Genomic DNA, 20,510 nt, shown 5'->3' on the forward strand with positions numbered 1-20,510 from the left:
TCCGAGCCACCACACGCCGACAGAAGCAGTGCGGCCGACAGTCCTGTCGCCGCCAATGCCATCTGGTGCCGCTTCATCGCAGTACCGCCTTCATGTCTTCGGGAAAACAGGACCGTTGGTGAGAGGTTGATCGCGCTCTCGATGCGCACACATGCGCAAAACTGTTCGCAACATGGGCTTGGTGAAAATTCTTGAGCAACAGCGAGCATTTTGCGGACTCGCCGTGTCGGCAGTCAACACCTCGCCGGAGAAAGGTCCGCACCGATTCCGAAGGCCGGACGCAGGGTCTAGACCAATCCGACGAGGCAGTCGGAGCACGTCAGGCAAGACGGCCGGGTGCGTGTCACAGACTTCACTGTGGAGGTTTCCGGGGTGTTGCGACGGGCCTCGGTTCGGCGATCCGGTCACCCGCAGGGCTCGTTCGAGCAGCCGAATGGTGCCCAAACGGGCGATGGATTGCTTGATTTTGAGCGAATGTGCTAGACATCAAGCAACTTCGAGCAGTCACAGTGCATCCCGAGTTGCATCTGCGCATAGGAGTCGCATGCCCACCACCAACCCGTCCCGCACCACGGCCACGCTTGCACCGCTGCGGACCCACCTGGAATCCGAGGGAAACCGGCTCGCCGGCATACGCATCCTCACGCGGGACGCCGCGTCGGCCGGTGAATGCGTGATTGCCCTGGACGTCGGCGGCACGGGTATGAAAGGTGCGCTGTTGGACCGACGCCTGCGGCCGTTGGCCGCGGTCCGTCGGGCGACGCCGCGCCATGCGGGCCCGGACGCGGTGGTGGCCGAGATCGCGGCCGTCCTGATGGAACTCGCGGAGCGCGCCGAAGCCGGCGAACTGACGGTCTGCCGGGTCGGGGTCGTTGTTCCCGGGGTCGTCGACGAGGATCTGGCCCGTGCCGTGTATTCGGCAAACCTCGGATGGCGCGACCTTCCGCTTGCCGACCTCCTCCGGGAGCGGACCGGTCTTCCGGTCGTGCTCGGTCACGACGTGCGGGCGGGCGGCGCCGCCGAATGCCTGGTGGGAGCCGCACGCGGCGCCCGCTACGTGCTGTTCGTGGCGATCGGGACCGGCATCGCATCCGCCGTCGTCAGCGACGGGCGTCCGGTCCGGGCGAAGGGCTATGCGGGTGAACTCGGCCATCTCCGGATCGACCCGGATGGTGCGGTGTGCGGCTGTGGCGGCCGGGGCTGCCTGGAAACGGTGGCCTCCGCATCCGCGATCGCCGCCGCCTACACGGCTCGGTCGGGCCGACCGGTGAGCGGCGCCGAGGAGGTCGCCGCGCTGGTGGCCCGCGGCGATGCCGATGCGCAGGCCGTGTGGGACCGTGCGACCGAGGCGCTCGGCGCCGCGCTCGCGATCGCCACGACACTGCTCGCCCCCGAGTTGATCGTGCTCGGCGGTGGTCTCGCCGAGGCCGGTGAACTCCTCTTCGGCCCGGTCCGCGCCCGCCTGGCCGAAGGGCTGACGTTCCAGCGCCACCCGAGCCTGGTCCGTGCGGAGCTCGGCGACGAGGCGGGCTGCCTGGGCGCCGGTGTGTATGCATGGCGCGCAGTGGAGGATGCGCCCGGCCCGGCCCGTACCGAGGAACCGAGGCTTCTGTGATCCGCACCGACACGCTCAACGCCGCCCTCGACGTCACTTACGTCGTCGACCACGTCGACCACGTCGGCCACGTCGACCTCGTCGTCCCGAACTTCCGGTTCGCCTCGCTCACCCTCGCGGGGGCCTCGCGCGTGCCGGCGAATGAACACAACTGCGCGCAGTTTCCAAGCGGTCGACACGTCGCCGCCAACCCGGATGAAGTTGGGATCGCACCACATGCGTGAACTGATGCTCGTACGACACGGCGAAACCGAGTGGACTCGGTCCGGCCGACACACGGGCCTGACCGACATTCCTCTGACCGCGGAGGGCGAGGCGCAGGCTAAGGCCGTCGGGTCGCTGCTCGCGGGACGCGAGTTCGCGCTCGCCCTCGTGAGCCCGCTGCGGCGGGCTCGACACACGGCCGAGTTGGCCGGGATCACCGGGGGTGAGATCGAACCCGACCTGGTCGAGTGGGACTACGGCGGTTACGAGGGCATCACCACCCACGAGATCCGCGAGAGCGTGCCGGGCTGGCTCGTGTGGCGCGACGGGGTGATCCCGGGCGACGCCGACCACCCCGGCGAGTCCATCGCCGACGTGGGCCGGCGGGTGGACCGGGTGCTGGCGCGGGTGCGGCCCGTGCTCGCGGGCGGTCACGACGCGGTGCTGGTCGCGCACGGGCACCTGCTGCGGGCGCTGACCGCCCGCTGGCTGGGGCTCCCGCCCGAGGACGGCCGGCTGTTCCGCCTGGAGACGGCTCGCCTGTGCGCACTCGGCTACGAGCGCGAAGAGCCGGTCCTGCTGGGCTGGAACATTTCATGACCCAAACTCCAGGCCGCGGTGTCGCGGGGTCCTGACGGGGAACTACGCCGAGGCTGCGAGCAGTTCGCCCACTCGGGTCACCGCCTCCTCCGGGGTGCCCGCGGTGATGGAGGCGCCGATGCCCACCGCGATCGCTCCCGCCGCGATCCAGCCCGGGGCGTGCGCGGGGGTGATACCCCCGGTGGACACGAACGGGATCTGCGGCAGGGCCGCGCGCATGTCGCGGAAGGACCCGGGGGTCCATTGGCTCGTGGGGAACAGCTTGACGGCGTGCGCGCCTGCGGTGCCGGCCGCGATCGCCTCGGTGGGGGTGGCCACTCCGGGAACGGCGCTCGCGCCGTGGCGGTGCGCGGTCTTGACCACGTCGCGGTGCGCGGTCTCGACCACGTCGCGGTGCAGTGACGGCGAAACCAGGAAGCGGGCTCCGGCCGAGACGGCGGCGCGCGCCGACGCGGCGTCCAGCACCGTGCCGGCGCCGATCAGGGCGTCGGGGTGCTCGCGGGCGATCGTGTGGATCGCTTCCAGGGCGTCCGGCGTGGTCAGCGAGATTTCGACGACGCGCAGAGAGATCACCAGACACGCACGGGCCATGCCGGGCATGCCGCCTGGTCGACGTCGACCTCACCCTGCGGGCCCAGCCGCGCGATCCAGGCCCGCCGCAACTGCCGACCGGTCTCCGTCACAAGCCTCTCCTTCGGGTTAGGACATCGCGACGGGGTCACCCATGTCGACGTGTGGGACTGACACAAAGGCGAGGCGGGTTCGCGTTCGCGGACGAGCTACGGGCCGATCGACGCTCGAACCCGCCCACCGGAACGGTCATGGGCTTCGCGCACCCCCGGTTCCTCTCCGCCGACCGCGACGTTTGGGGACACCGGGCCGGCCGGGCCGGCCCGGCGGGACGCCGCGCGTGCACGGCCGCCCGCCGGCGCGATCAGCTTCTTCACTTGCTTCGGCAAGTACTTTGACTTGCCCGGGCAAGTGAAAAAGTGACTCATGCGGAGTTGCCGAGGCAAGTGATGCGAGTTTCCCGGGCAAGTATGATGAGGCTCATGGACACTCGGTCGCCCTGGCTCGACGACGATCAGCAGGACCTGTGGCAGGCGCTGCTGACGGTCGTCATCGCCCTCCCGGCGGCCCTGGACCGCCAGTTGCAGCGGGACGCGGGCATCTCCAATTTCGAGTACGGGGTCCTGGCCCGGCTGTCCGCGGCCGACGAGGCCACGATGCGGCTCGGTGACCTGGCCCGCCTCTGCGACAGCACCCTGCCCCGCCTGTCGAAGGCGATGGACCGCTTCGAGGCCCGCGACTGGGTCGCCCGCCGACCCGACCCCGGCGACGGCCGCTACACCCTCGCCACCCTGACCGACGCCGGCCGGCAGAAACTCGTCGAGAGCGCACCGGAACACGTCGCCCAGGTGAAACGACTCGTGTTCGATCCGCTCACCGCCGCGCAACGCCGCCACCTCGAGACCGCACTCACCCGCATCGCAGCCACCGTGCGCCGGGAACTCGAAGGAGGCTGAACACCGCCCTCAGGCAGGGTCATCCCACGGCTTTGCGACGCCGGTGACGGTTGACCAGAGTCTGGTGGCGGCGGACAGCGGTGTCGCAACGGAGTTGGAAGTCGGCCCAACCCAACCCAACCCAACCCAACTCGTCCTCGACCTGTCGGCAACCCTGCTCGATCCCATGACGGATTCCGTTCTTGCCTCGCGGTGCCCGCAGCCGGCGCGTCGGGGTCAATCGCGGACGGCGGAGCGCAGGAGTTCGGCGGCGCGGTGGGTGAGTCGCTCCAAGGTCGCGGGGGCGAGCGGGGTGGCTCCGGCGACGGTGACGGCGGCGAGGTCGGGTCCCATGCGGATCAGGATCGAGTCCGATACGCCGCGTCTTGTCGTGCCGTTCGCCGCGGTTGCCGCGACCTACGCGATGGTCGCGGCTTGCGCCGTCGACGAGTCCGGTGCGGCGAAGGGTCCCGAAGACGGCGAAGGCCCTGAAGTATCCGGCCACGTCCGCCCGATGGGCGGGTGTGACCGGCTCTTCAGGGCCGGATGTCGCGGGGCGCGGGTCAGGCGGCGGTGACCGCGCGGGCTGCGGGGCGGCCGACCGGGCCGGAGCGGCGGGCCTGGGCGGAGCCGCTGCGGCGTCCGCGTGAAGAGGAACCGCTGCCGGTACGGCGGGGGCGCTCCACCGCGGGCGCGGTGATGACGACCGGGATTCCGGAGGGCGCCTGGGCACCGGTGATCCGGGTCAGTTCGGCCTCGCCGGAGCGGACCTGGGTGATCTGCGGCGTGATCCCGGCGTCGGACATCAGGCGGACCATCTGGCGGCGCTCGCCGGGCAGGACCAGGGTGACCACGCTGCCGGACTCGCCCGCGCGGGCGGTGCGACCGCCGCGGTGCAGGTAGTCCTTGTGGTCGCTGGGCGGGTCGACGTTGACGACCAGGTCGAGGTTGTCCACGTGGATGCCGCGCGCGGCGACGTTGGTGGCGACCAGGACGGTGACGTGGCCGGACTTGAACTGGGTCAGGGTGCGGGTGCGCTCGGGCTGGGACTTGCCGCCGTGCAGCGCGGCGGCGCGGACGCCGCTGTTGAGCAGGTGCGCGGTGAGCCGGTCGACCGCGTGCTTGGTGTCGAGGAACATGATCACCCGGCCCTCGCGGGCGGCGATGTGCGTGGTGGCGGCGTTCTTGTCCGATCCCTGCACGTGCAGCACGTGGTGCTCCATCGTGGTGACCGCGCCGGCCGAGGGGTCGACCGAGTGCACGACCGGGTCGTGCAGGTACTTGCGCACCAGCAGGTCGACGTTGCGGTCCAAGGTGGCGGAGAACAACATGCGCTGGCCGTCGGGGCGTACCTGGTCCAGGAGTTCGGTGACCTGGGGCATGAAGCCCATGTCGGCCATCTGGTCGGCCTCGTCCAGGACGGTGACACCGACGTCGGCCAGCACGCAGGCGCCGCGGTCGAGGAGGTCCTTGAGCCGGCCGGGCGTGGCCACGACCACCTCGGCGCCGGCCCGCAGCGCGGTGATCTGGCGGCCGATCGGCATGCCGCCGGTCACCGTGGCCATCCGCAGTCGCAGCGAACGGGCGTACGGCGTCAGGGCGTCGGTGACCTGCTGGGCCAGCTCACGGGTGGGTACCAGCACCAGCGCGAGCGGGTGCCTGGGCTCGGCGCGCCGGCCGGCGGTACGGGCGAGCAACGCCAGGCCGAAGGCCAACGTCTTGCCCGACCCGGTCCGGCCACGGCCCAGCACGTTGCGGCCGACCAGCGAGTTCGGCAGCGTCGCCGCCTGGATCGGGAACGGCTCGGTCATGCCCAGACCGGTCAGCGTCGCCAGCAGCTCGGACGGCATGTCCAACTCGGCGAAGGAGGCCACCGCGGGCAGCGCCGGGGTGATGGTTACCGGAAGCGCGAACTCTCCCCGGACGCCGGAGGAGCGACGGCCGTAGCCGCCATGGCCACCGGAACCGCCCGTACGGCCGTAGCCGCCGGAGCGACCCGAGGCGCCGGACCGGCCGTAGCCGCTGCCACCGGAGGCCGAGCGGGCGTAGCCGCCGGTGCCGCCGCTGCGTCCGCGGGAAGAGGAGCTGTACGAAGAATTGGTGGAGCGGGCGTTCGGGTTCACGGGGAACCTTCCTCGACACGGCACGTACCGCGGAGACCCGGCAGCCGAAAGCCGCGCAAGGTATCACGAGAACGAGCCGAAATGAAAAGCAGAAACGAAGTGGGGCGAAGGAATTCGCGCGAACACACTTCGGAGGCGCGGCGCTGTGGGGAAAATGCGGCCGGCTGGAGCGGACCGGAAAGTCCGGGGGCGGTGGGCGGTGTGCGGTCGTAAGCCGTCGACTGCCGCCTACCGGGCGGGGGTACTGCGTCGCGTGCCATCGCCACGACCTCGGGAAGAGGGACGGGCGGCCCGCGGTGAAAATGCGAACGCCGTGGCAGGGCCCGCGACCTCACGGTGCGGCGGGCCCTGGTACGGCCGCCGAAAAGCGTCAGACGGGAACGATGTTCTCCGCCTGCGGGCCCTTCTGGCCCTGGGTGACGTCGTAGGAGACCTTCTGGCCTTCCTGGAGCTCGCGGAAACCCTGGGTGGCGATGTTCGAGAAGTGGGCGAAGACGTCGGGGCCGCCGCCGTCCTGCTCGATGAAGCCGAAGCCCTTTTCCGCATTGAACCACTTCACGGTGCCGGTGGTCGCCATGTCGTTCTCCTTCGTCTGGGAAGCAGTACCGGAATCCACACAGTGCGATTCCGCGTCGCCGCAAGGAGCCCACCCGGAGATGACCGGCCAAACAAAAAATGCACCCACGGAACACGCCCGTCAGGTGCACACAAAGTTCATGGGTACCACAACTGCAACTGAGATCAACATAGCACGGATAGCGACGGCTTCGCGGACTTCGACGATCAACCGGTTCGATGATCGGCGATTTCGGGGACGGCGACGCGCCCCGGCCGATGGCGTGTTCGAACATCCACGTGTTCGTTTGTCCCGAGCCCGAGCCCGAGCCCGAGCCCGAGCCCAAGCCCGAGCCCGAGCCCGAGCCCGAGCCGCGGGTTGACCTTGACCCTGGGGGAAAGCCCAGCATCGGTGCCGAGCACGCGGGCGTCGGCCTCGGCCTGGCAATCGTCAAAACCATCACCCAGGCACACGACGGAACACCCACCCTGACCCCGCGCTCCGCCGGTGGGATCCGGGTAGGTGTGGAACTACCCGCGATTCTCAGGTGATGGCGACCGTCCGCTCGGCCGCATCGGATGAGACGAAGGTGGGAAGCCGCCGGACCGAGGATGGGGCCGTCGTGGTAGTCGAACGCGGCGTCGAAGCCGAGTTCGTCGACCGGGACTGGGCCGCTCGTTTTACCCGCGCCACGCGCTCGTGATGCCCGGTAACGGAGGCCCGCCGTCGCCGGCGAATCGATCCGGGTTCGCCAAGGTCGACGTTTTCCGTCGAACCGTCAGCACTGGGCGGCGATCCAGGCGTCCTCGACCGTGTTCAGATCACCCAGCCGGTAGGCCAGGCCGGCTTCGGCGCACTTCCAATCGACGTGCCCGTCCTTCCACTTGATCGTGATGCGGGCATCCGCCCAGGTGCAGTTGTAGTACCAGTCGCCGTACTGCGGGAGGCTCTTGTGGTGCGAGAAGCCGCACTTCATGTAGTCCCCGGCAGCGGGCTCGGCGAGGGCCGCGGGCGAGGCCGAGGCGGCCTGACCCGGCGCGGCGACGGCGCCGAAGGCCAGTAGGGCGGCCGTGCCGAGCATGGTGAGTCGGTTGCTGCGCTTGCGCATGAGTTGCTCCTTGAACGCATGAACACATGAACTGTGAGCGAGGGCCGGAGCCGACGCGGCTCAGGGCCCGGGGCACTCGTACGCGTAGTTCGCCTCGACGTTCTCCTGGAGCGTCGAGATCCAGTGGTAGCGGGTGGACCCACCGGCCGCGAGCGCCTGGCATGCGGGGTCGAAGTGGTAGTCGAGCTGGACCGTGACCCGGTCGATGTGGCGTCCGCAGTCGTTGCGGACATCGGCCCACCTGTCGAAGATCGTCGGATGGCCGCCACCCTGCTTGGTGATCACGAGGCAGGCGGTGCGCGGGCCGTCGTCCGCGGGTACGGCGTCCGCGGCGCCGGCCGGGGCGGCGGCCGCGGTGGCGAGGAGCAGCGCCGAGGTGACGAAGGCGAGCGCGGGCGGCAGGAAACGGCGTCGGTGCATAGCGGACTCCCTGAGACGTGATGGCTGAATGGTCGGGCCCGCAACCAATATTGATCACATCGGGAGGTCGATCGACCTCATGGCGTGAAGACGCCATCCGTTCAGGGTTGAACGATCGGCGTGGCGGCTTCGCCGAGGCGGTGCCGCGCCGACACGGTCATGGGGAGTAGGCCATGGCGGACGCGACGCCCGGGGCGTGGGCATCGCGCAACCACGGAACGCAAGGGCGTCCCCGGTCTACGGCCGGAGTGTCAGGTCGCGTTGGTACCAGGTGCCCGGCTTGCCGCCGAGGTCGGCCGGGTCGGCGGGTCCGACCGAAACGAACCCGGCCTTGGTCAGCACCTTTTGGGACGCGGCATTGGCAAGAGCGGTGGCTGCCCGCAGTGTTCGCAATCCGTGCCGCACCGTCGAAAGCCGACACAACTCTCGGACGGCCGCCGTCGCCACGCCGCGGCCGGCGACGTGCTGCGCGACCCGGTAACCGAGGTCGGCGGCGCCGTCCTCGAGGTCGTACAGGTTGAACCGGCCCAGAACCGAGCCCTCCTCGGCGACGAGCACGTAGAAGGCGCAGACGCCGGCCTCTTGTTCAGCCAGCAAGGCACTGTGCCGGTCGGCGAAGTGGTGGTAGAAGTCGTCGCCGCGGTCGGAGACCGAGGCGGCGAAGTAGGCACGGTTCGCCAGCTCGAAGGCCAGGACCGCCGGGGCGTGGCCTGCATTCAGCTGCTTCAGCTCGGGCATTGCGCAACTCTATCCGGGCGGCGTGCCGAGGCCACCTGAGTTCCCATCAGCGGCGGACAGCCCGAAGACCATGGTTGCTTCGGCTTGCGTGATGCCTTTCGCGCGGTGCGGTGCAAATGCCCCTCGAGGTCAGACGGGCGGCATCAGATCGCTCTCGCTGACGGTGTAGGTCAGCGGGGGGTAGAGGAAGTCCGTTTCATTGTTCTCGCGGCGCCGCAGTCGGTAAAACTCGCGCCTCTGCTCATCGTCGGCCGACACGAGGCGCGCACCCTGCGGGAGGTATACCTGTCCGTCGCGAAACCGCACGAAGGTCTTCGACGTCCGAAAGGTTACACCCAACCATTGGTTCTCCGCCGTCCGGGCGGTGGGCGTGTCCAATACGATTTTGTGCCTGAGTCGCCGATTCGAGTCGACAGAGAACGCGACGATACTGTTGTGGGCGAGGGGGATCTCGAACTTCTCGCCACCGGACCCCTTTGATTCGAAGATCAGCTTCCTCGGCGGGCTCGCTTCGGGATGTCGGTAGCAGGAGAAGACGGCGATGAACGACTCGTCGGCCAGGTCGAGGGCCTGGTCGGAATGACTGCCCATGGTTGTGTAAGCGTTCGTGTAGCTCTCGATGAGAGCGTTGTTGAAGCCGACCGGAAGCGCCGCACGTTCTTGAATTCGTTGTGCCAACCGTTCGTGCACCGCCCGGAAACGCTGCGCCGGGCTGCTGTATCGAGTGGTAGTCCGTACGAGAGGTACGCCACCCACCTCGTCGATCCGGGTAAGCGCGGCGCCTTGCCGGCCTTTACCCACCTCTTCCAAACGAGCCGACGCGGACAGCTCCGCAAAGAGATTCTCCTCGGTTGGCAAAGCGCACGAGAGAATCTCATCCGAGATCCTAGACTCTGGGGGCAACGTAGTCTCCCGTGTTCATGCTGAAGAGAAATTCGTCGCCGTAGTCAATGAAGGACGAGGTCTTGTTTTCCTCGGCGTACAGCCTGCGCAGCTCGTTCATGCCGGCCGGTGTGGGTGGCCCCAGTTTCACCACATCGCGGGCCATTTTGAGGAACGTGTGGCCGTCCTTGTGAACGGCTTCGGCGCTCGAACAGCGAACCACGTAGCCCAGGCGGGTCGGGAGCAACTCGGCGTCCAGCGTTGAGGGCCGGATTTCGTGCGTATACAGGCGGTTCGTGGACAGCGGCATGAAGAACACGGAGCCGGGATAGAGGGTCAGGGTGAACTGCGGGGGGAGCGCGACCCCGTCGCGTTCCTCGGTCTGCTCCTTGAGGCGAAAGTGGAGTTTGGTCAGCCCACTGCCACCTTTCACTCCGTAATCGAAGGCGTCCTCGGCCAGGGGCCGCAGTTTGTCGAGCCCGTCATAGAAGGTGCAGAACGCCATGATGCCGTTGGCGGGCATGTCCTTGGTCTTGTCGGCGTGGGCCGAGATCTTGGCCTTGGACTGCTTACGCTCGGCCGTGGCCAGGGTGTTGTGGTAGATCTGAGCGAGGACGTGATTCAGCGGTGCCTGGTTCCGGAAGACGGCGGCGGCCTCGCGGTTCAGAGCCTCGACGATGCTCGTGTCGGTCGGGCGAAAGCCCTCGGTGGGCCCCGAGAGATTCGTGGAGCACCGGAGCAGGCGGAAATGTAGTTCGTCGCCGTCTTGTGTGACAGGCGTCAGATAGATTCCGCTGCGATGGGCTGTTCCCGGCTTGGTGGACTCCGTCAGGGACTGGAACGCGTGCTCTGCACGGATCCGCCCGAAGTGATCGGCACCGAGTCCGAAAAAGCGGCGGTAGTACACGCCGACGCCGTGTACGCGGACGGGAACTCGGCCGAGGTCGACGAGGGTCCAAGATTTGTCGATGTCCTCGTGGTGACCGTGTGATAGCTCCCGGATAACGAATACCCGGGCTGCCGCATGCAGTTGGCTGCCGCTGATGCGAGATATATCGCCACACAGGTAGACGGTCTTCTGCGCGAGGTCGGCCGAACCGGAAGCGAGGTCCTCCGGCGTGATTGTGGACCCGAAGAAGTCCCTGATCAAGTCATTGTCTTGCACCATCGAAGGTGCAACCAGGATGTTGCTCGCATCCTCGATGCAGGCTTCGGTCGGCTCTGTTGTGTACATCGAACGGTACCTGTCATTCGCAGATCTTGATGAATTGTTCAAAACCGTGGACATGACAACGGCCCGCACTCTTTCATTTGCGTTGCGAAGCGCAAACGAAAGGAGACGGACCGTTTAACTCTCGATGCTCTCACGGGGGCTCGACAGCGGGCAACGGGTTTGCTGTACGGGCGGTGTGCGGGCTGCGCCGGCCGGTGTCCTGCCCGGGTGTGCGGGCCGGGCCCGGGTGGGGCGTTGCGATGGGACGGGATCCGGGACGTGCGGACCGCCCGCTTGAGTGCAGCGGCCTCCTCGCCCCGGCGGACCTCTCCCGGGGTGCGCAAGGACGGGCCGGGTGGCCGCCGCGTTCCAGTCGGCGAGGACGGTGTCCGTGCGGTGCCGGATGGTGCGCCCGGCCGGGGCGCCGGATCGTGCCGACGGCGTGGAGGAACCCGGGGTTCGTGGCGTTCGTGGGCCGGCGCCGTGTGGGCCGGGGTTACAAGCAATCCACCCGAATATGTGCTCGACGGAAGATGGGACCGCTGTGCGGCGGTGTCCGGGAATTTTACCAACTCGTGAGTTGCCCATTGCGAAAGTAAAGAGTTGGTCGAGTCAACGGTCATGCTTCCCTGTGGCCGCACGGAATTCCCGGCCCCGGTCACGAGAGCTCCCCGGCGCCCGCGTTCGGAAATGTATGAAACGAGATCGAAAGTGACGCGATCCGGGCCGTCGTTCACCGTTTCGGACCAGAGCCGAAGCGCAGAGCACGTCGTTACCCCGGCGTGACTTCCCGAGCTTCCGCCTCCGTGGCGGTTCCGCCCACGCTCGCCCAACGCACCTTCCCCATGGGGGATTGGGTACTCACCCCTCGCGCGGCGACCTTCCTCAAACGGTCTCCCTACGCGTACATCGAGCGCCCCGGCTATCGCGTCCTGCTTCGTCATTGCTCCGCCGACATGGAGCAGTTCGCTCTGACGATGGTGTTGCTCGCGGCGGAGTACTCGCGCCGACTCGACGACGTCCTGGACGATCCGCGATCGTGAATCCCGGGACAACCCACCGAGCGTTGAAAATGTGTATTCGGCACCCGGCAACGCCCAACCCTTGAACGAATCAGGCCCATGTACGAAGGTTATGGATACGACCCGTACCCCCCGCCCGGCATGCAATTCCCTCCCGGCGCCGCATCGTTCCCCGGCGTGGCGGAGTGGCCGCCACAGGGAGAGGCCGCGTCGTTCGACGGGCTCGCCTCGTCGTTCGCGGTGGTGGGGGATCCGGGATTCGAGGCCGACCTCGCCCGGCTCCTGGGGAACCAGGCCGAGGAGGCTCCCGCCACCGTCGAACTCTCGGCTCCGATCCGGGTGCGCGGCAGTCATCGCCGGCGGCCCCCGGAGGCCGCCCTGCCGGCCACCGGTGCGCGGCGATTGGATCGACTCAGCAGCTCCATGGTGGTGGTCAGCGTCCTGCTGGTCGCCGTGATCAGTGTGCTCGGCGCGGTGATCACCCTCGCACCGCTACGGCACACCGCCGGCGCCACCAACGGCCCGGCCCGATGGTGGCCCGTGCTGGTCCAGGGACCGTGGGTGGTGGCCTCGCTGTCGATCCTGCGGTCCAGCCTCCACCGCCGCCGGGCACTGCACTCGTGGATCGTGGTCACCGCTTTCGCGGGCCTGTCCATGGCGCTGTCCGTCAGCCACGCCTCCATGACCGTCCAGGGCGTCGTCGTCGCCATCCTTCCCGCGGTGGCGACCACGGCCTGCCTGCATCAGCTCGTGCGCCAGATCACCCTCACCCGACCACCCCGACGATCCACCGCCGTGCAACGCCGCGAACCCCCACCCTGAAGCGTGCCCGTTCGCACGAGCGGCGCGATCGTCTCGCGGCGTCGTTGCCCGCCACTCCACAAGACCCACTGAACCGAAATCGGGCGGCGCCGGCAGGCGCCGCCCGATGTGCGATCGTCGAGACCGCCCACGAGCCCGATGGGTGTTCGTGGCCGGCGTCCGAACGGGTGACGGCGCTGGAATGCCCGGCGGCGGGTGTATCCGGGAGGCTATCGATGGGAGGCGTGGATCGAACATGTGAGGGCGCGCGGTCGTTGCGCGAGATGTCGTCCGGCCCGGGTGTGCCACGGGCGGGGCTCTCCGGGGTCGACGGTGACGTTCCTTGGGAGGTCCGGACTCCGATCTTCGCGGACCTGGTTCGGGAGTGGGCGGCGGAGGGCCGGGAACTGCCCCCGTTCGTCCCGTCATTCGGGATCTGTGGGGTCTGTCGTGTACGACATCCGCCGCCGCCGGGCGTCGCCGTGGTCATCACGGCGCCCGCCTCGGGAGCGGGGGAGAGGGTGCGTGCGCGCATGGCGGTGGGGCGTCGTGTGCCGCGGTAACCGCGTCGGTGGGACCTACGACGGCCGGGGCGATCGTGTTGGTGTGCGCATCGCGGTGAGGATCCCCGCGGCCGGGCCCGCGAGGATTTCGGCCCGGACGCCGCGGAAACCGTCCGCCGGCGGTGGCCTTGCGGCCCCCGCCGGCGGAGCGGTTCAGACGCCGGAGGGGACCTCGGCCTTCTCGTCGGACCCCGTTTCCTTACCCTCGGCCGCCGCCAGCTTGCGGTTGCGCCGGACCGAGGAGAAGAAGGACCAGCCGATCAGGACGACGCCGACGAGGCCCGTGATGACCTCGTGGATCTCGTACTGGATGGTGACGAGCAGGATCGCGGCGAGGGCGCCGATCGCGTAGTGCGCGCCGTGCTCCAGGTAGACGTAGTCGTCGAGGGTGCCCTGACGGACCAGGTAGACCGTGAGCGAGCGGACGTACATCGCGCCGATGCCCAGTCCGAGCGCCATCAGGACGATGTCGTTGGTGACCGCGAAGGCGCCGATGACGCCGTCGAAGGAGAAGGACGCGTCCAGGACCTCCAGGTAGAGGAACATGAAGAACGCGGCCTTGCCGGCCATCACGACCGCCGGGACCTTCTTGCCGGTCCTCTTGGCCTCTTCCTCGGCCTCGTGCTCGCGCTCCTCGTCTTCCTCGAGCTTGTTCTCGAAGTAGCCGGAGAGGCCGCCGACGATCAGGTAGGTGACCAAGCCCGCGATACCGGCGATCAGGACGGTCTCCGCCTTGTCCACATGGATGCCGCCGTGCTGGTGGGCGTTGGTGGCGAAGGTCATCGCGGAGGCGAGCAGCACGATGAGCGCGATGCAGACGGAGAGCATGTCGACCTTGCCGAGCTTGGCGAGCGGACGCTCCAGCCAGCCGAGCCACTTGATCTCCCGGTCCTCGAAGATGAAGTCGAGGAAGATCATCAACAGGAACATGCCACCGAAGGCGGCGATCGACGGGTGGGCGTCGGTCACCAGCTGCTGGTACTTGTCCTTGTCGTCGAGCGCGAGCCGTACCGCTTCGATCGGACCGATCTTGGCGGTGACGGCGACGATCACGACCGGGAAGACCAGGCGCATGCCGAAGACCGCGACCAGGACGCCGATGGTGAGGAAGATCTTCTGCCAGAAGGCATTCATCTTCTTCAGGACCCCGGCGTTGACCACGGCGTTGTCGAAGGACAGCGAGATCTCGAGGATGGACAGGATCGCCACGACCCCGAAGCCGGTCCACCCCCCGTAGAGCATCGCTGCGACCAAGCCGAGCGCGGTGACCGCGAACGACCAGCCGAACGTCTTCAGAAGCACTGGCTACCCCAATCGTTTTCTGTACGGGGCTCCCCCGCGCCGTACCTGGCTTTACGAAACGTTGACCCGGAGTCTAGGGCGTTGCCCCGCGGCCCTGACACCTACCCGGCCCAACGGCTCGGAACTTCCGCTCGCCGCCGAGCCGGTAGACCTCGCCGAAGATCATCGCCGCCGCCGTGAGCGGGTGAGGATTGCCCTGTGCGACGCCGACGCGTTCGGCCCGATCGCGGCCCGCGTCGGTGCGTCTGCGGACGGGCTGCGCCGGGACCGCCCGCTGCGGGACGTGGAGCCCGCCACGCCCGCCACCTGTCAACCGGAGGCCGGAGGGTGGGGCGACGGCCCGGCGCCGGCAGCGGCGCAGACCGATCTTCGCCGTCGACTCCCGCGCGGTCCCGGCCCACCTCTCCCCACCCGCGCCACCGGATGGGGACCGGGCCCGGGGGATAGCGCGGACCTGCCACGACGTTCGACCCAAGGGGCGCGGTCCACTTGCCGCCATCCAACAATCTCATTGCACCCCATGGGAAGGTTTCCTAGAGTTCCGACAATGTTGCCCCCTGTGAAGACCGATGCGGAATGGGACGCCGTCGTCGCGGACGAAACGGTGATGCGACCCGGTGTCGAGGACATTTGCGCCCGTCTCGGTTTCGCGGGTGCGCCGCTGACCCGGTTTCCCGACGGAACGCAGCCCGTCTACGCGGTGGGCGCGGAACACGTCCTCAAGCTGTTTCCCTCGTCCGCCGCCCGGGACGGCGTCGTCGAAGGCCGCGTTCTGTCCCATATCCAGGGGCAACTGCCGATCCCGACACCCCGGGTACGCGACTTCGGCCCGTACGAAAACGGCTGGCAATACGTCCTCATGTCCCGACTGCCCGGTGAGAACCTCGCGCGGGCCTGGCACAGCGTGCCCCAGGACGACCGCGAACGACTGGTCACCGAGATCGGTGCGGCACTCGCCGTTCTTCACTCGCTCGACACCGAGCCTCTGGGCGACGTGCTCGGCCCCGGCGACTGGGGCGCGTTCATCGATCGACAGACGGACACCGCCACCGACCGGCAGCGCGCCCATGGTCTCTCCCAGGCTTGGCTGGAACAGATTCCCGCGTTCCTGGCGTCCGTATCCCTGCCCCGCTCGCCGCACCGCAGCCTCCTGCACACCGAGGTCATGCGGGCTCACCTGCTCGTCGATCCCGACGGATGGCGCCTGACCGGGCTCTTCGACTTCGAACCCGCCGCGATCGGCGACCACGCCTACGACTTCGTCGGGGTCGGCCTGTTCGTCACCGGCGGAGACCCGGCGCTGCTCACCGGACTCACGACGTCCTACGGACGCGACTTCGATCCTCGTGTGCTTCTCGCCTACACACTCCTGCACAGGTACAGCAATCTCCCCTGGTACATGCGCGAACTTCCCACACCCGCCGAAGGAACCCTGGACGCCCTCGCCGAAACCTGGTTCGGAACCAGGTGAGGCGACGTCGAGGCCGCGTTGGGAAGTGCGAGCGAGAGGCTCGCGCTTCGGCCCGGGCGGGTACGGCGGGTGTAGTCGGGCCCGAAGCGCCGACGCAGTAGGGAAGCGCCGGGCTCCTTTGGCCGTACCGGTTTGCGACGTACGGTCACCGCAGGCTGCGTGGAACGGGCACGACAGTGCGCGGAACGCGGTCGACGACGGACTTCGACGAACGAAATCCGGTGAACCGGTACGACGCGACGCCTTGTTTCTCCGGGTGGCGGTCGAGGAGCAGGCGGAGCCGCGCGGACTACTAATACGAAAGAACTAGCGTTAATGTATCCGCAGTGCCGGATGCGCGCACCACGCCGTACCCCGACTCCAGTCGAACGCGCATGTCCCGAGCGGGGTTCGGCCCCTCCTACGCCCGGGGTCGATCATGTTCACACCTGGCATACCGATGGACGACATTGCGGACGCGGAGTTCACGGGCGTCGACGACGCAGCCTGTCCCGACGATCCTCCGCGGCCCTCGGACTCTCCGGAGGACTCGCCCACGTTCACGACATGCGGCATGCGCCGAGACGGGTTCGATGCTCGGAACAGGAGGACGTCCCGGCCCTGGGGCACGTACTGCCATTGACGCACGACACGATCGCGACAAACCTCACATCCGATCAGGTCCACGCCTGTCGAAAGGAATTCAGGATGCGCCACGACATCGAGTTCGACTCCGACGGGACGACCCTGCGAGGCTGGCTCTACATTCCCGAATCCGGAGTGGCTCCGCACCCCGCAGTCGTGGTGACGCACGGACTGGGCGCGGTGAAGGAGCAGTACACCGACACCATCGCCGAGAATCTGGCGAACGCCGGCATCGCGGTGGTCCTGTACGACCACCCGTGTTTCGGGGCCAGCGATGGGCTGCCGCGCCAGGAGGCGGACCCGGTCGCGCAGATACGGGGTTACCGAAACGCCATTACATTCCTGCAGTCCCGGTCCGACATCGACTCCGACCGGATCGGCGTGTTCGGTTCCAGCTTCGCCGGCGGCCATGTTCTGGTCGTCGGTGCCGTCGACCGCCGGGTGAAGTGCGTATACGCGCAGGTCCCGGTCATCAGCGGTGGAACGAGCCTGTCCCGATTCATCAACTCCGAGGCCATGCGCGGGATTCGGCGCATGTTCGACTACGACCGCCTGGCACGCTTCCAAGGCGCGGAGCCCGGTGTCATCCCGCTGATCACCGAGGACCCGACGGCGATGGCCGCGATGGCGGACCGCGAAACGTACGCGTGGTACCAGTCCATCGAGCCCGAACGACTCGCCACGTGGCGCAACGAGATCACCGTGCGCTCGATCGAACTGCTGTCGGGGTACGAACCGGGCGACTACATCGGGCGCATCTCGCCCACGCCGCTGCTCATGGTCGTCGCACAGCAGGACATCCTCACGCACAGCGACCTCGCCTTCGCGGCATACGAACGCGCGCTGCACCCGAAGCGGCTCGCCATCCTGCCCGGTGGCCATTTCGTGGTCTACAACGAGGAATTCGCGGAGTCGCAGAGGCTCATGACGTCGTTCTTCCTCGAACACCTCACGGCCGGAGCGGCGTCTGTTCCCGAGCAGCGCACGGCTCACGACCCGAGCGCGGCCGTCGGCGCCACCGATGGGTTCGCACAGGCGGATGCCGCGATCCCGGAGGGATCAGAGGCATAGCGCGGGCCGGGCGGGCCGGGCCGGCCACGAAGCGTTGTCCACTGCCGCGTGATGGCACGGAGACCGCTCCCGACCAACCACGGGCATCGAGGCCGGGGCGCTCCCGGTCTCGGTGCCCGGGCAGTGGGCGGGTGCCGACCCCGACCCGGGTTTCGGCGGACGCGCGAAGGCGGTCGGGTGCGCGGGACTCGCCCGGGTCGGCCGCGCGATCACGTCCGCCGTCCCTCGTCCTCGGCGAACGTCGTGGACGCGTCGCCACGACGCGGCCCGGCCCCCGGCTCTCGCCATCCGAACACGGCACACGGCCGACCCGGGACGCGTCAGGGGTGCTGCGCCGCCGGCTGCGACGAAGACCTGAAGACACCGTTCTCGGCCGCCAGGCACGCGGCTCGCGCCGCCCGGTCGGCCAGATCGAGATCGAGCGGCCTGCGTGCCACGATCATCCGATAGTAGAGCGGCGCCCCGACTGCGGCGATGACCTCCGACTTGTCCGTCTCGCGGGCGAGTTCGCCCCGCTCGACGGCTCGCTCCACGATCACTCCGGCGGCCTCGTTGCGCAGCTCGAAGAACCGGGACATCGCGACTGCCGCGTCGGGGTTCCTCGTGGCCGCCACCATCATCGTGTCGAACAGGGCACGCGTGCGTGCGTCGTTGAGGTAGAGGTTCACGATGCCCCGGGCCAGCCCCCGCAGATCGGCGGCCAATGATCCGTGGTCCGGCAACGGGATCTCACGTGTTCCGATCGTGTTCATCAGGTCCACGACCAGACCCTCGACCGACCGCCACCGACGATAGACCGTCGTCACGTGCACACCGGAGCGGCGCGCGACACCCTCAACCGTCAGAGCTCCGTAGCCGACGTCCTCCAGTTCGCTCAGGACGGCTTCGAGAACGGCGGTACGCGTACGGGCGGTACGCCCTCCAGGCCTCCGGGTTCCCGGCGGCGCCGAACCTTCACTCAACGCACTCTCCGACCCGACGAACCTCGACTCCGCACTCTATTACCCGCCGGTGCCGCGCCGACCGGGAGAGGCAGCCGATACCACCGACAGCCGCTGCGTGGCAGCCGGAACTTCCGTCCGACGGATGTCTTCTAATACGAATCTTATCGCGTTAAGGGAGACATGTGGGGCAGTGCCCCGTCCGCCGTCTGCTGTCCAGGAATGGAGCCCGAGACGGATCGACGGTCGGTAGGACCTTCCAACCATCGTGAAGCCCGATGCCAACCGCGAGTGAAACGCCGCACACGTCCGGATCCGTCCGTCTCGGCGGACGCGCGGCGCGTACCCGCACGGAGGTACCGAGCGCAGTGTCCGGCACCCTCTGATCGGGGCCACTCGCTCCGCGCAGCCGGCACTCGCCTTCGTCCGTCGATCCCACCCGGGAACGACGCGGACCAAGCGCCACCGGGCAGGTAACCATTTCGGCATGCCGAGGCACCGCATCACACGTCGCGGCTTGGTCCACCAGGCTGCCTGATCCACCAGGAGCCGCCGGCTGGGAGCCGGCCGTATCGGCCGGTCCGGTCAGGTGTTGAGCAGGCGGTCGAAAAAGGACCGGTACTGCCGCAGAGCGATGCGCAGGTCCTCCGTGTCCGGCTCCTCACCGCGGTGCCATTGGGCCTCCAAGCCCTTCTTGTGACCGGCGAACGTCGCGGCGAGCAACCGCATGACCTCGTCGACGAGGCGGTCGGCCGCGTCCACGGAATTCCGCGGGTCGTCGACGAATCCCTGTTGGATGTCCTGCCAGCGGGAGCGGAGGCCCTCCGCTTCCCGTGGACCGAGGAGCGGCGCGCTGCCGGTGCCAGGATGCGACGCGTCGTGCTCGGCAGTGGCGGTGTCCGACCGTTCACCGCTCTGGTCCCCGGTTTCGCCGGGCCCGGTCGGGTCTGCACCGACGTCGTCCCAGCCTTCGGTTGCCCGAGGTTGGCGTGCGTCGGAGGTCCGCGCGACGTCCTCGGAGGACAGCGCGCCGCCCTCCTTGCCGAGCGGGGTCGCTTCGTCGCGCCCGAATACGCCTTCTTCACGCATGTCCTTTCGCCTCCGCTGGTGTGGGTGTGGGTATGGCCGCCGGGCTCGACTGCCCGGTGGTTCACCGGCGGTCGTCGCCCGGCGCGTCGTTGTCGCTCTTGAGCAGGTCCTCGAACATGGCGCGGTAGTGGACCATCGCGCTTCGCAACTCCTCGGTCGAGGTGTCCCTGCCGCCGACGCGCTGGTTGATGTCGTGCGCGACGCGGTAGTGATCCAGGGTTCGAGCGTGCTCGACGGAGAGGTCTCGCTTTTGTTGCTCGTATCCTTCGGTCGGGTAGCCGCGCTCGCTCATCAACACCGTCACGAGGCGGTCCGCTTCTCCGACGGCCTGGTCGGGGTCGTCGACGAAGTGCTCCTGCACCCCCGCCCAGTCCCGCGCGTACCGGTCTCGCACCGCTGCGGGCAAGGGCCTGATCTCCAGGGAATCATGCCGTTCCTGGCGCTCGCGCAGATCACGCTCGGCTTCCCGCCGGCTCTCCTTCGACTCGACCGTGCGGTCGTATTCCGGACCGAAACGCTGCTGTAGGCGACGGCGCCGAACCATGGCTCGCACGGCCAGCGCGATCAAGGCGATGATGATCACGACGGCCACGATGGTGATGATCGTCCACATCATGTCCTCCACTCGTCGGCGGTCGACGGTCCGACGGTCACGGACCCGT

General features: G+C 68.4%; 21 protein-coding genes and 1 pseudogene. 10 read left to right on the top strand and 12 right to left on the bottom strand.

What is annotated here, in order from left to right:
• Nucleotides 1–544 precede the first annotated feature (544 nt).
• Genes ACIBSV_RS49345 through ACIBSV_RS49355 form a run of 3 tightly spaced genes read left to right on the top strand, consistent with a single transcriptional unit; the run spans nt 545 to nt 2,419 of the window.
• Complete coding sequence (locus tag ACIBSV_RS49345) at nt 545–1,615, top strand: ROK family protein (RefSeq protein WP_395874345.1); 1,071 nt, start codon at nt 545–547, stop codon at nt 1,613–1,615.
• Nucleotides 1,612–1,839 (top strand): hypothetical protein, encoded by a 228-nt coding sequence (locus ACIBSV_RS49350; RefSeq protein ID WP_395874347.1) that lies wholly within the window; start codon nt 1,612–1,614, stop codon nt 1,837–1,839. The genes ACIBSV_RS49345 and ACIBSV_RS49350 overlap by 4 nt, the downstream gene beginning before the upstream one ends.
• Nucleotides 1,832–2,419 carry a histidine phosphatase family protein gene (locus ACIBSV_RS49355; protein ID WP_395874348.1) on the top strand — a complete coding sequence of 196 codons (588 nt, stop codon included), beginning with the start codon at nt 1,832–1,834 and terminating at the stop codon, nt 2,417–2,419. Before ACIBSV_RS49350 ends, ACIBSV_RS49355 begins: the two co-directional genes overlap by 8 nt.
• 42 nt (nt 2,420–2,461) lie before the next feature.
• Here ACIBSV_RS49355 and ACIBSV_RS49360 read toward each other — a convergent pair whose 3' ends face one another.
• Nucleotides 2,462–3,010 (bottom strand): bifunctional 4-hydroxy-2-oxoglutarate aldolase/2-dehydro-3-deoxy-phosphogluconate aldolase, encoded by a 549-nt coding sequence (locus tag ACIBSV_RS49360; protein WP_395874350.1) that lies wholly within the window; start codon nt 3,008–3,010, stop codon nt 2,462–2,464.
• Between the two features lie 461 nt (nt 3,011–3,471).
• On the opposite strand from ACIBSV_RS49360, the gene ACIBSV_RS49365 reads away from it, so the two are divergent.
• A complete protein-coding gene (locus ACIBSV_RS49365) occupies nt 3,472–3,945 on the top strand; it encodes a MarR family winged helix-turn-helix transcriptional regulator (RefSeq protein ID WP_395874352.1) in 474 nt (157 codons plus the stop codon).
• A gap of 542 nt (nt 3,946–4,487) precedes the next feature.
• Here ACIBSV_RS49365 and ACIBSV_RS49370 read toward each other — a convergent pair.
• Together ACIBSV_RS49370 and ACIBSV_RS49375 are read right to left on the bottom strand one after the other, a co-directional pair.
• Nucleotides 4,488–6,047, bottom strand: coding sequence for a DEAD/DEAH box helicase (locus ACIBSV_RS49370; protein ID WP_395874354.1), 1,560 nt, complete (start codon nt 6,045–6,047; stop codon nt 4,488–4,490).
• A 370-nt stretch (nt 6,048–6,417) separates the two neighbouring features.
• A complete protein-coding gene (locus tag ACIBSV_RS49375; RefSeq protein ID WP_395874356.1) occupies nt 6,418–6,624 on the bottom strand; it encodes a cold-shock protein in 207 nt (68 codons plus the stop codon).
• A gap of 395 nt (nt 6,625–7,019) precedes the next feature.
• On the opposite strand from ACIBSV_RS49375, the pseudogene ACIBSV_RS49380 reads away from it, so the two are divergent.
• Nucleotides 7,020–7,154: pseudogene (locus tag ACIBSV_RS49380) on the top strand (two-component sensor histidine kinase); the annotation flags it as partial.
• The gene (locus ACIBSV_RS49385) at nt 7,154–7,306 is read left to right on the top strand and encodes a hypothetical protein (protein WP_395874358.1); all 153 of its coding nucleotides are present in this window, start codon (nt 7,154–7,156) and stop codon (nt 7,304–7,306) included. The pseudogene ACIBSV_RS49380 and the gene ACIBSV_RS49385, both read left to right, overlap by 1 nt.
• 75 nt (nt 7,307–7,381) lie before the next feature.
• On the opposite strand, the gene ACIBSV_RS49390 is transcribed toward ACIBSV_RS49385, so the two are convergent.
• The 5 genes from ACIBSV_RS49390 to ACIBSV_RS49410 all read right to left on the bottom strand — a co-directional run bounded on the left by ACIBSV_RS49390 (nt 7,382) and on the right by ACIBSV_RS49410 (nt 10,985).
• The gene (locus ACIBSV_RS49390) at nt 7,382–7,711 is read right to left on the bottom strand and encodes a hypothetical protein (protein ID WP_395874360.1); all 330 of its coding nucleotides are present in this window, start codon (nt 7,709–7,711) and stop codon (nt 7,382–7,384) included.
• A 60-nt stretch (nt 7,712–7,771) separates the two neighbouring features.
• Entirely contained in the window at nt 7,772–8,131 is a 360-nt protein-coding gene (locus ACIBSV_RS49395; protein ID WP_395874362.1) for a hypothetical protein, read from the bottom strand.
• A 237-nt stretch (nt 8,132–8,368) separates the two neighbouring features.
• Entirely contained in the window at nt 8,369–8,869 is a 501-nt protein-coding gene (locus ACIBSV_RS49400; protein WP_395874364.1) for a GNAT family N-acetyltransferase, read from the bottom strand.
• A gap of 129 nt (nt 8,870–8,998) precedes the next feature.
• Nucleotides 8,999–9,772 (bottom strand): hypothetical protein, encoded by a 774-nt coding sequence (locus tag ACIBSV_RS49405; RefSeq protein ID WP_395874366.1) that lies wholly within the window; start codon nt 9,770–9,772, stop codon nt 8,999–9,001.
• The gene (locus ACIBSV_RS49410) at nt 9,756–10,985 is read right to left on the bottom strand and encodes a hypothetical protein (protein ID WP_395874368.1); all 1,230 of its coding nucleotides are present in this window, start codon (nt 10,983–10,985) and stop codon (nt 9,756–9,758) included. Before ACIBSV_RS49410 ends, ACIBSV_RS49405 begins: the two co-directional genes overlap by 17 nt.
• A gap of 785 nt (nt 10,986–11,770) precedes the next feature.
• Between ACIBSV_RS49410 and ACIBSV_RS49415 the strand changes: the two genes are divergently transcribed.
• On the top strand, nt 11,771–12,007 hold the full coding sequence (locus tag ACIBSV_RS49415; protein ID WP_395874370.1) for a hypothetical protein: 237 nt from the start codon (nt 11,771–11,773) through the stop codon (nt 12,005–12,007).
• A gap of 156 nt (nt 12,008–12,163) precedes the next feature.
• Nucleotides 12,164–12,808, top strand: coding sequence for a DUF2637 domain-containing protein (locus ACIBSV_RS49420; protein ID WP_395874372.1), 645 nt, complete (start codon nt 12,164–12,166; stop codon nt 12,806–12,808).
• A gap of 695 nt (nt 12,809–13,503) precedes the next feature.
• Here the strand turns inward: ACIBSV_RS49420 and ACIBSV_RS49425 are convergent.
• Complete coding sequence (locus ACIBSV_RS49425) at nt 13,504–14,652, bottom strand: DUF475 domain-containing protein (protein ID WP_395874374.1); 1,149 nt, start codon at nt 14,650–14,652, stop codon at nt 13,504–13,506.
• Between the two features lie 547 nt (nt 14,653–15,199).
• Here ACIBSV_RS49425 and ACIBSV_RS49430 point away from each other — a divergent pair.
• Both ACIBSV_RS49430 and ACIBSV_RS49435 read left to right on the top strand, forming a co-directional pair.
• Nucleotides 15,200–16,123 carry a phosphotransferase family protein gene (locus ACIBSV_RS49430; protein ID WP_395874376.1) on the top strand — a complete coding sequence of 308 codons (924 nt, stop codon included), beginning with the start codon at nt 15,200–15,202 and terminating at the stop codon, nt 16,121–16,123.
• A 687-nt stretch (nt 16,124–16,810) separates the two neighbouring features.
• Nucleotides 16,811–17,818, top strand: a complete 1,008-nt coding sequence (locus tag ACIBSV_RS49435; RefSeq protein WP_395874378.1) for an alpha/beta hydrolase — start codon at nt 16,811–16,813, stop codon at nt 17,816–17,818.
• Between the two features lie 320 nt (nt 17,819–18,138).
• Here the strand turns inward: ACIBSV_RS49435 and ACIBSV_RS49440 are convergent, their stop codons facing one another.
• The 3 genes from ACIBSV_RS49440 to ACIBSV_RS49450 form a co-directional block, all read right to left on the bottom strand.
• The gene (locus tag ACIBSV_RS49440; protein WP_395874380.1) at nt 18,139–18,780 is read right to left on the bottom strand and encodes a TetR/AcrR family transcriptional regulator; all 642 of its coding nucleotides are present in this window, start codon (nt 18,778–18,780) and stop codon (nt 18,139–18,141) included.
• A 564-nt stretch (nt 18,781–19,344) separates the two neighbouring features.
• The gene (locus ACIBSV_RS49445; protein ID WP_395874382.1) at nt 19,345–19,848 is read right to left on the bottom strand and encodes a hypothetical protein; all 504 of its coding nucleotides are present in this window, start codon (nt 19,846–19,848) and stop codon (nt 19,345–19,347) included.
• 61 nt (nt 19,849–19,909) lie between these two features.
• Entirely contained in the window at nt 19,910–20,464 is a 555-nt protein-coding gene (locus ACIBSV_RS49450; RefSeq protein ID WP_395874384.1) for a hypothetical protein, read from the bottom strand.
• Nucleotides 20,465–20,510 lie beyond the last annotated feature (46 nt).

The organism is Embleya sp. NPDC050154 (assembly GCF_044460165.1).
GTDB lineage: Bacteria > Actinomycetota > Actinomycetes > Streptomycetales > Streptomycetaceae > Embleya.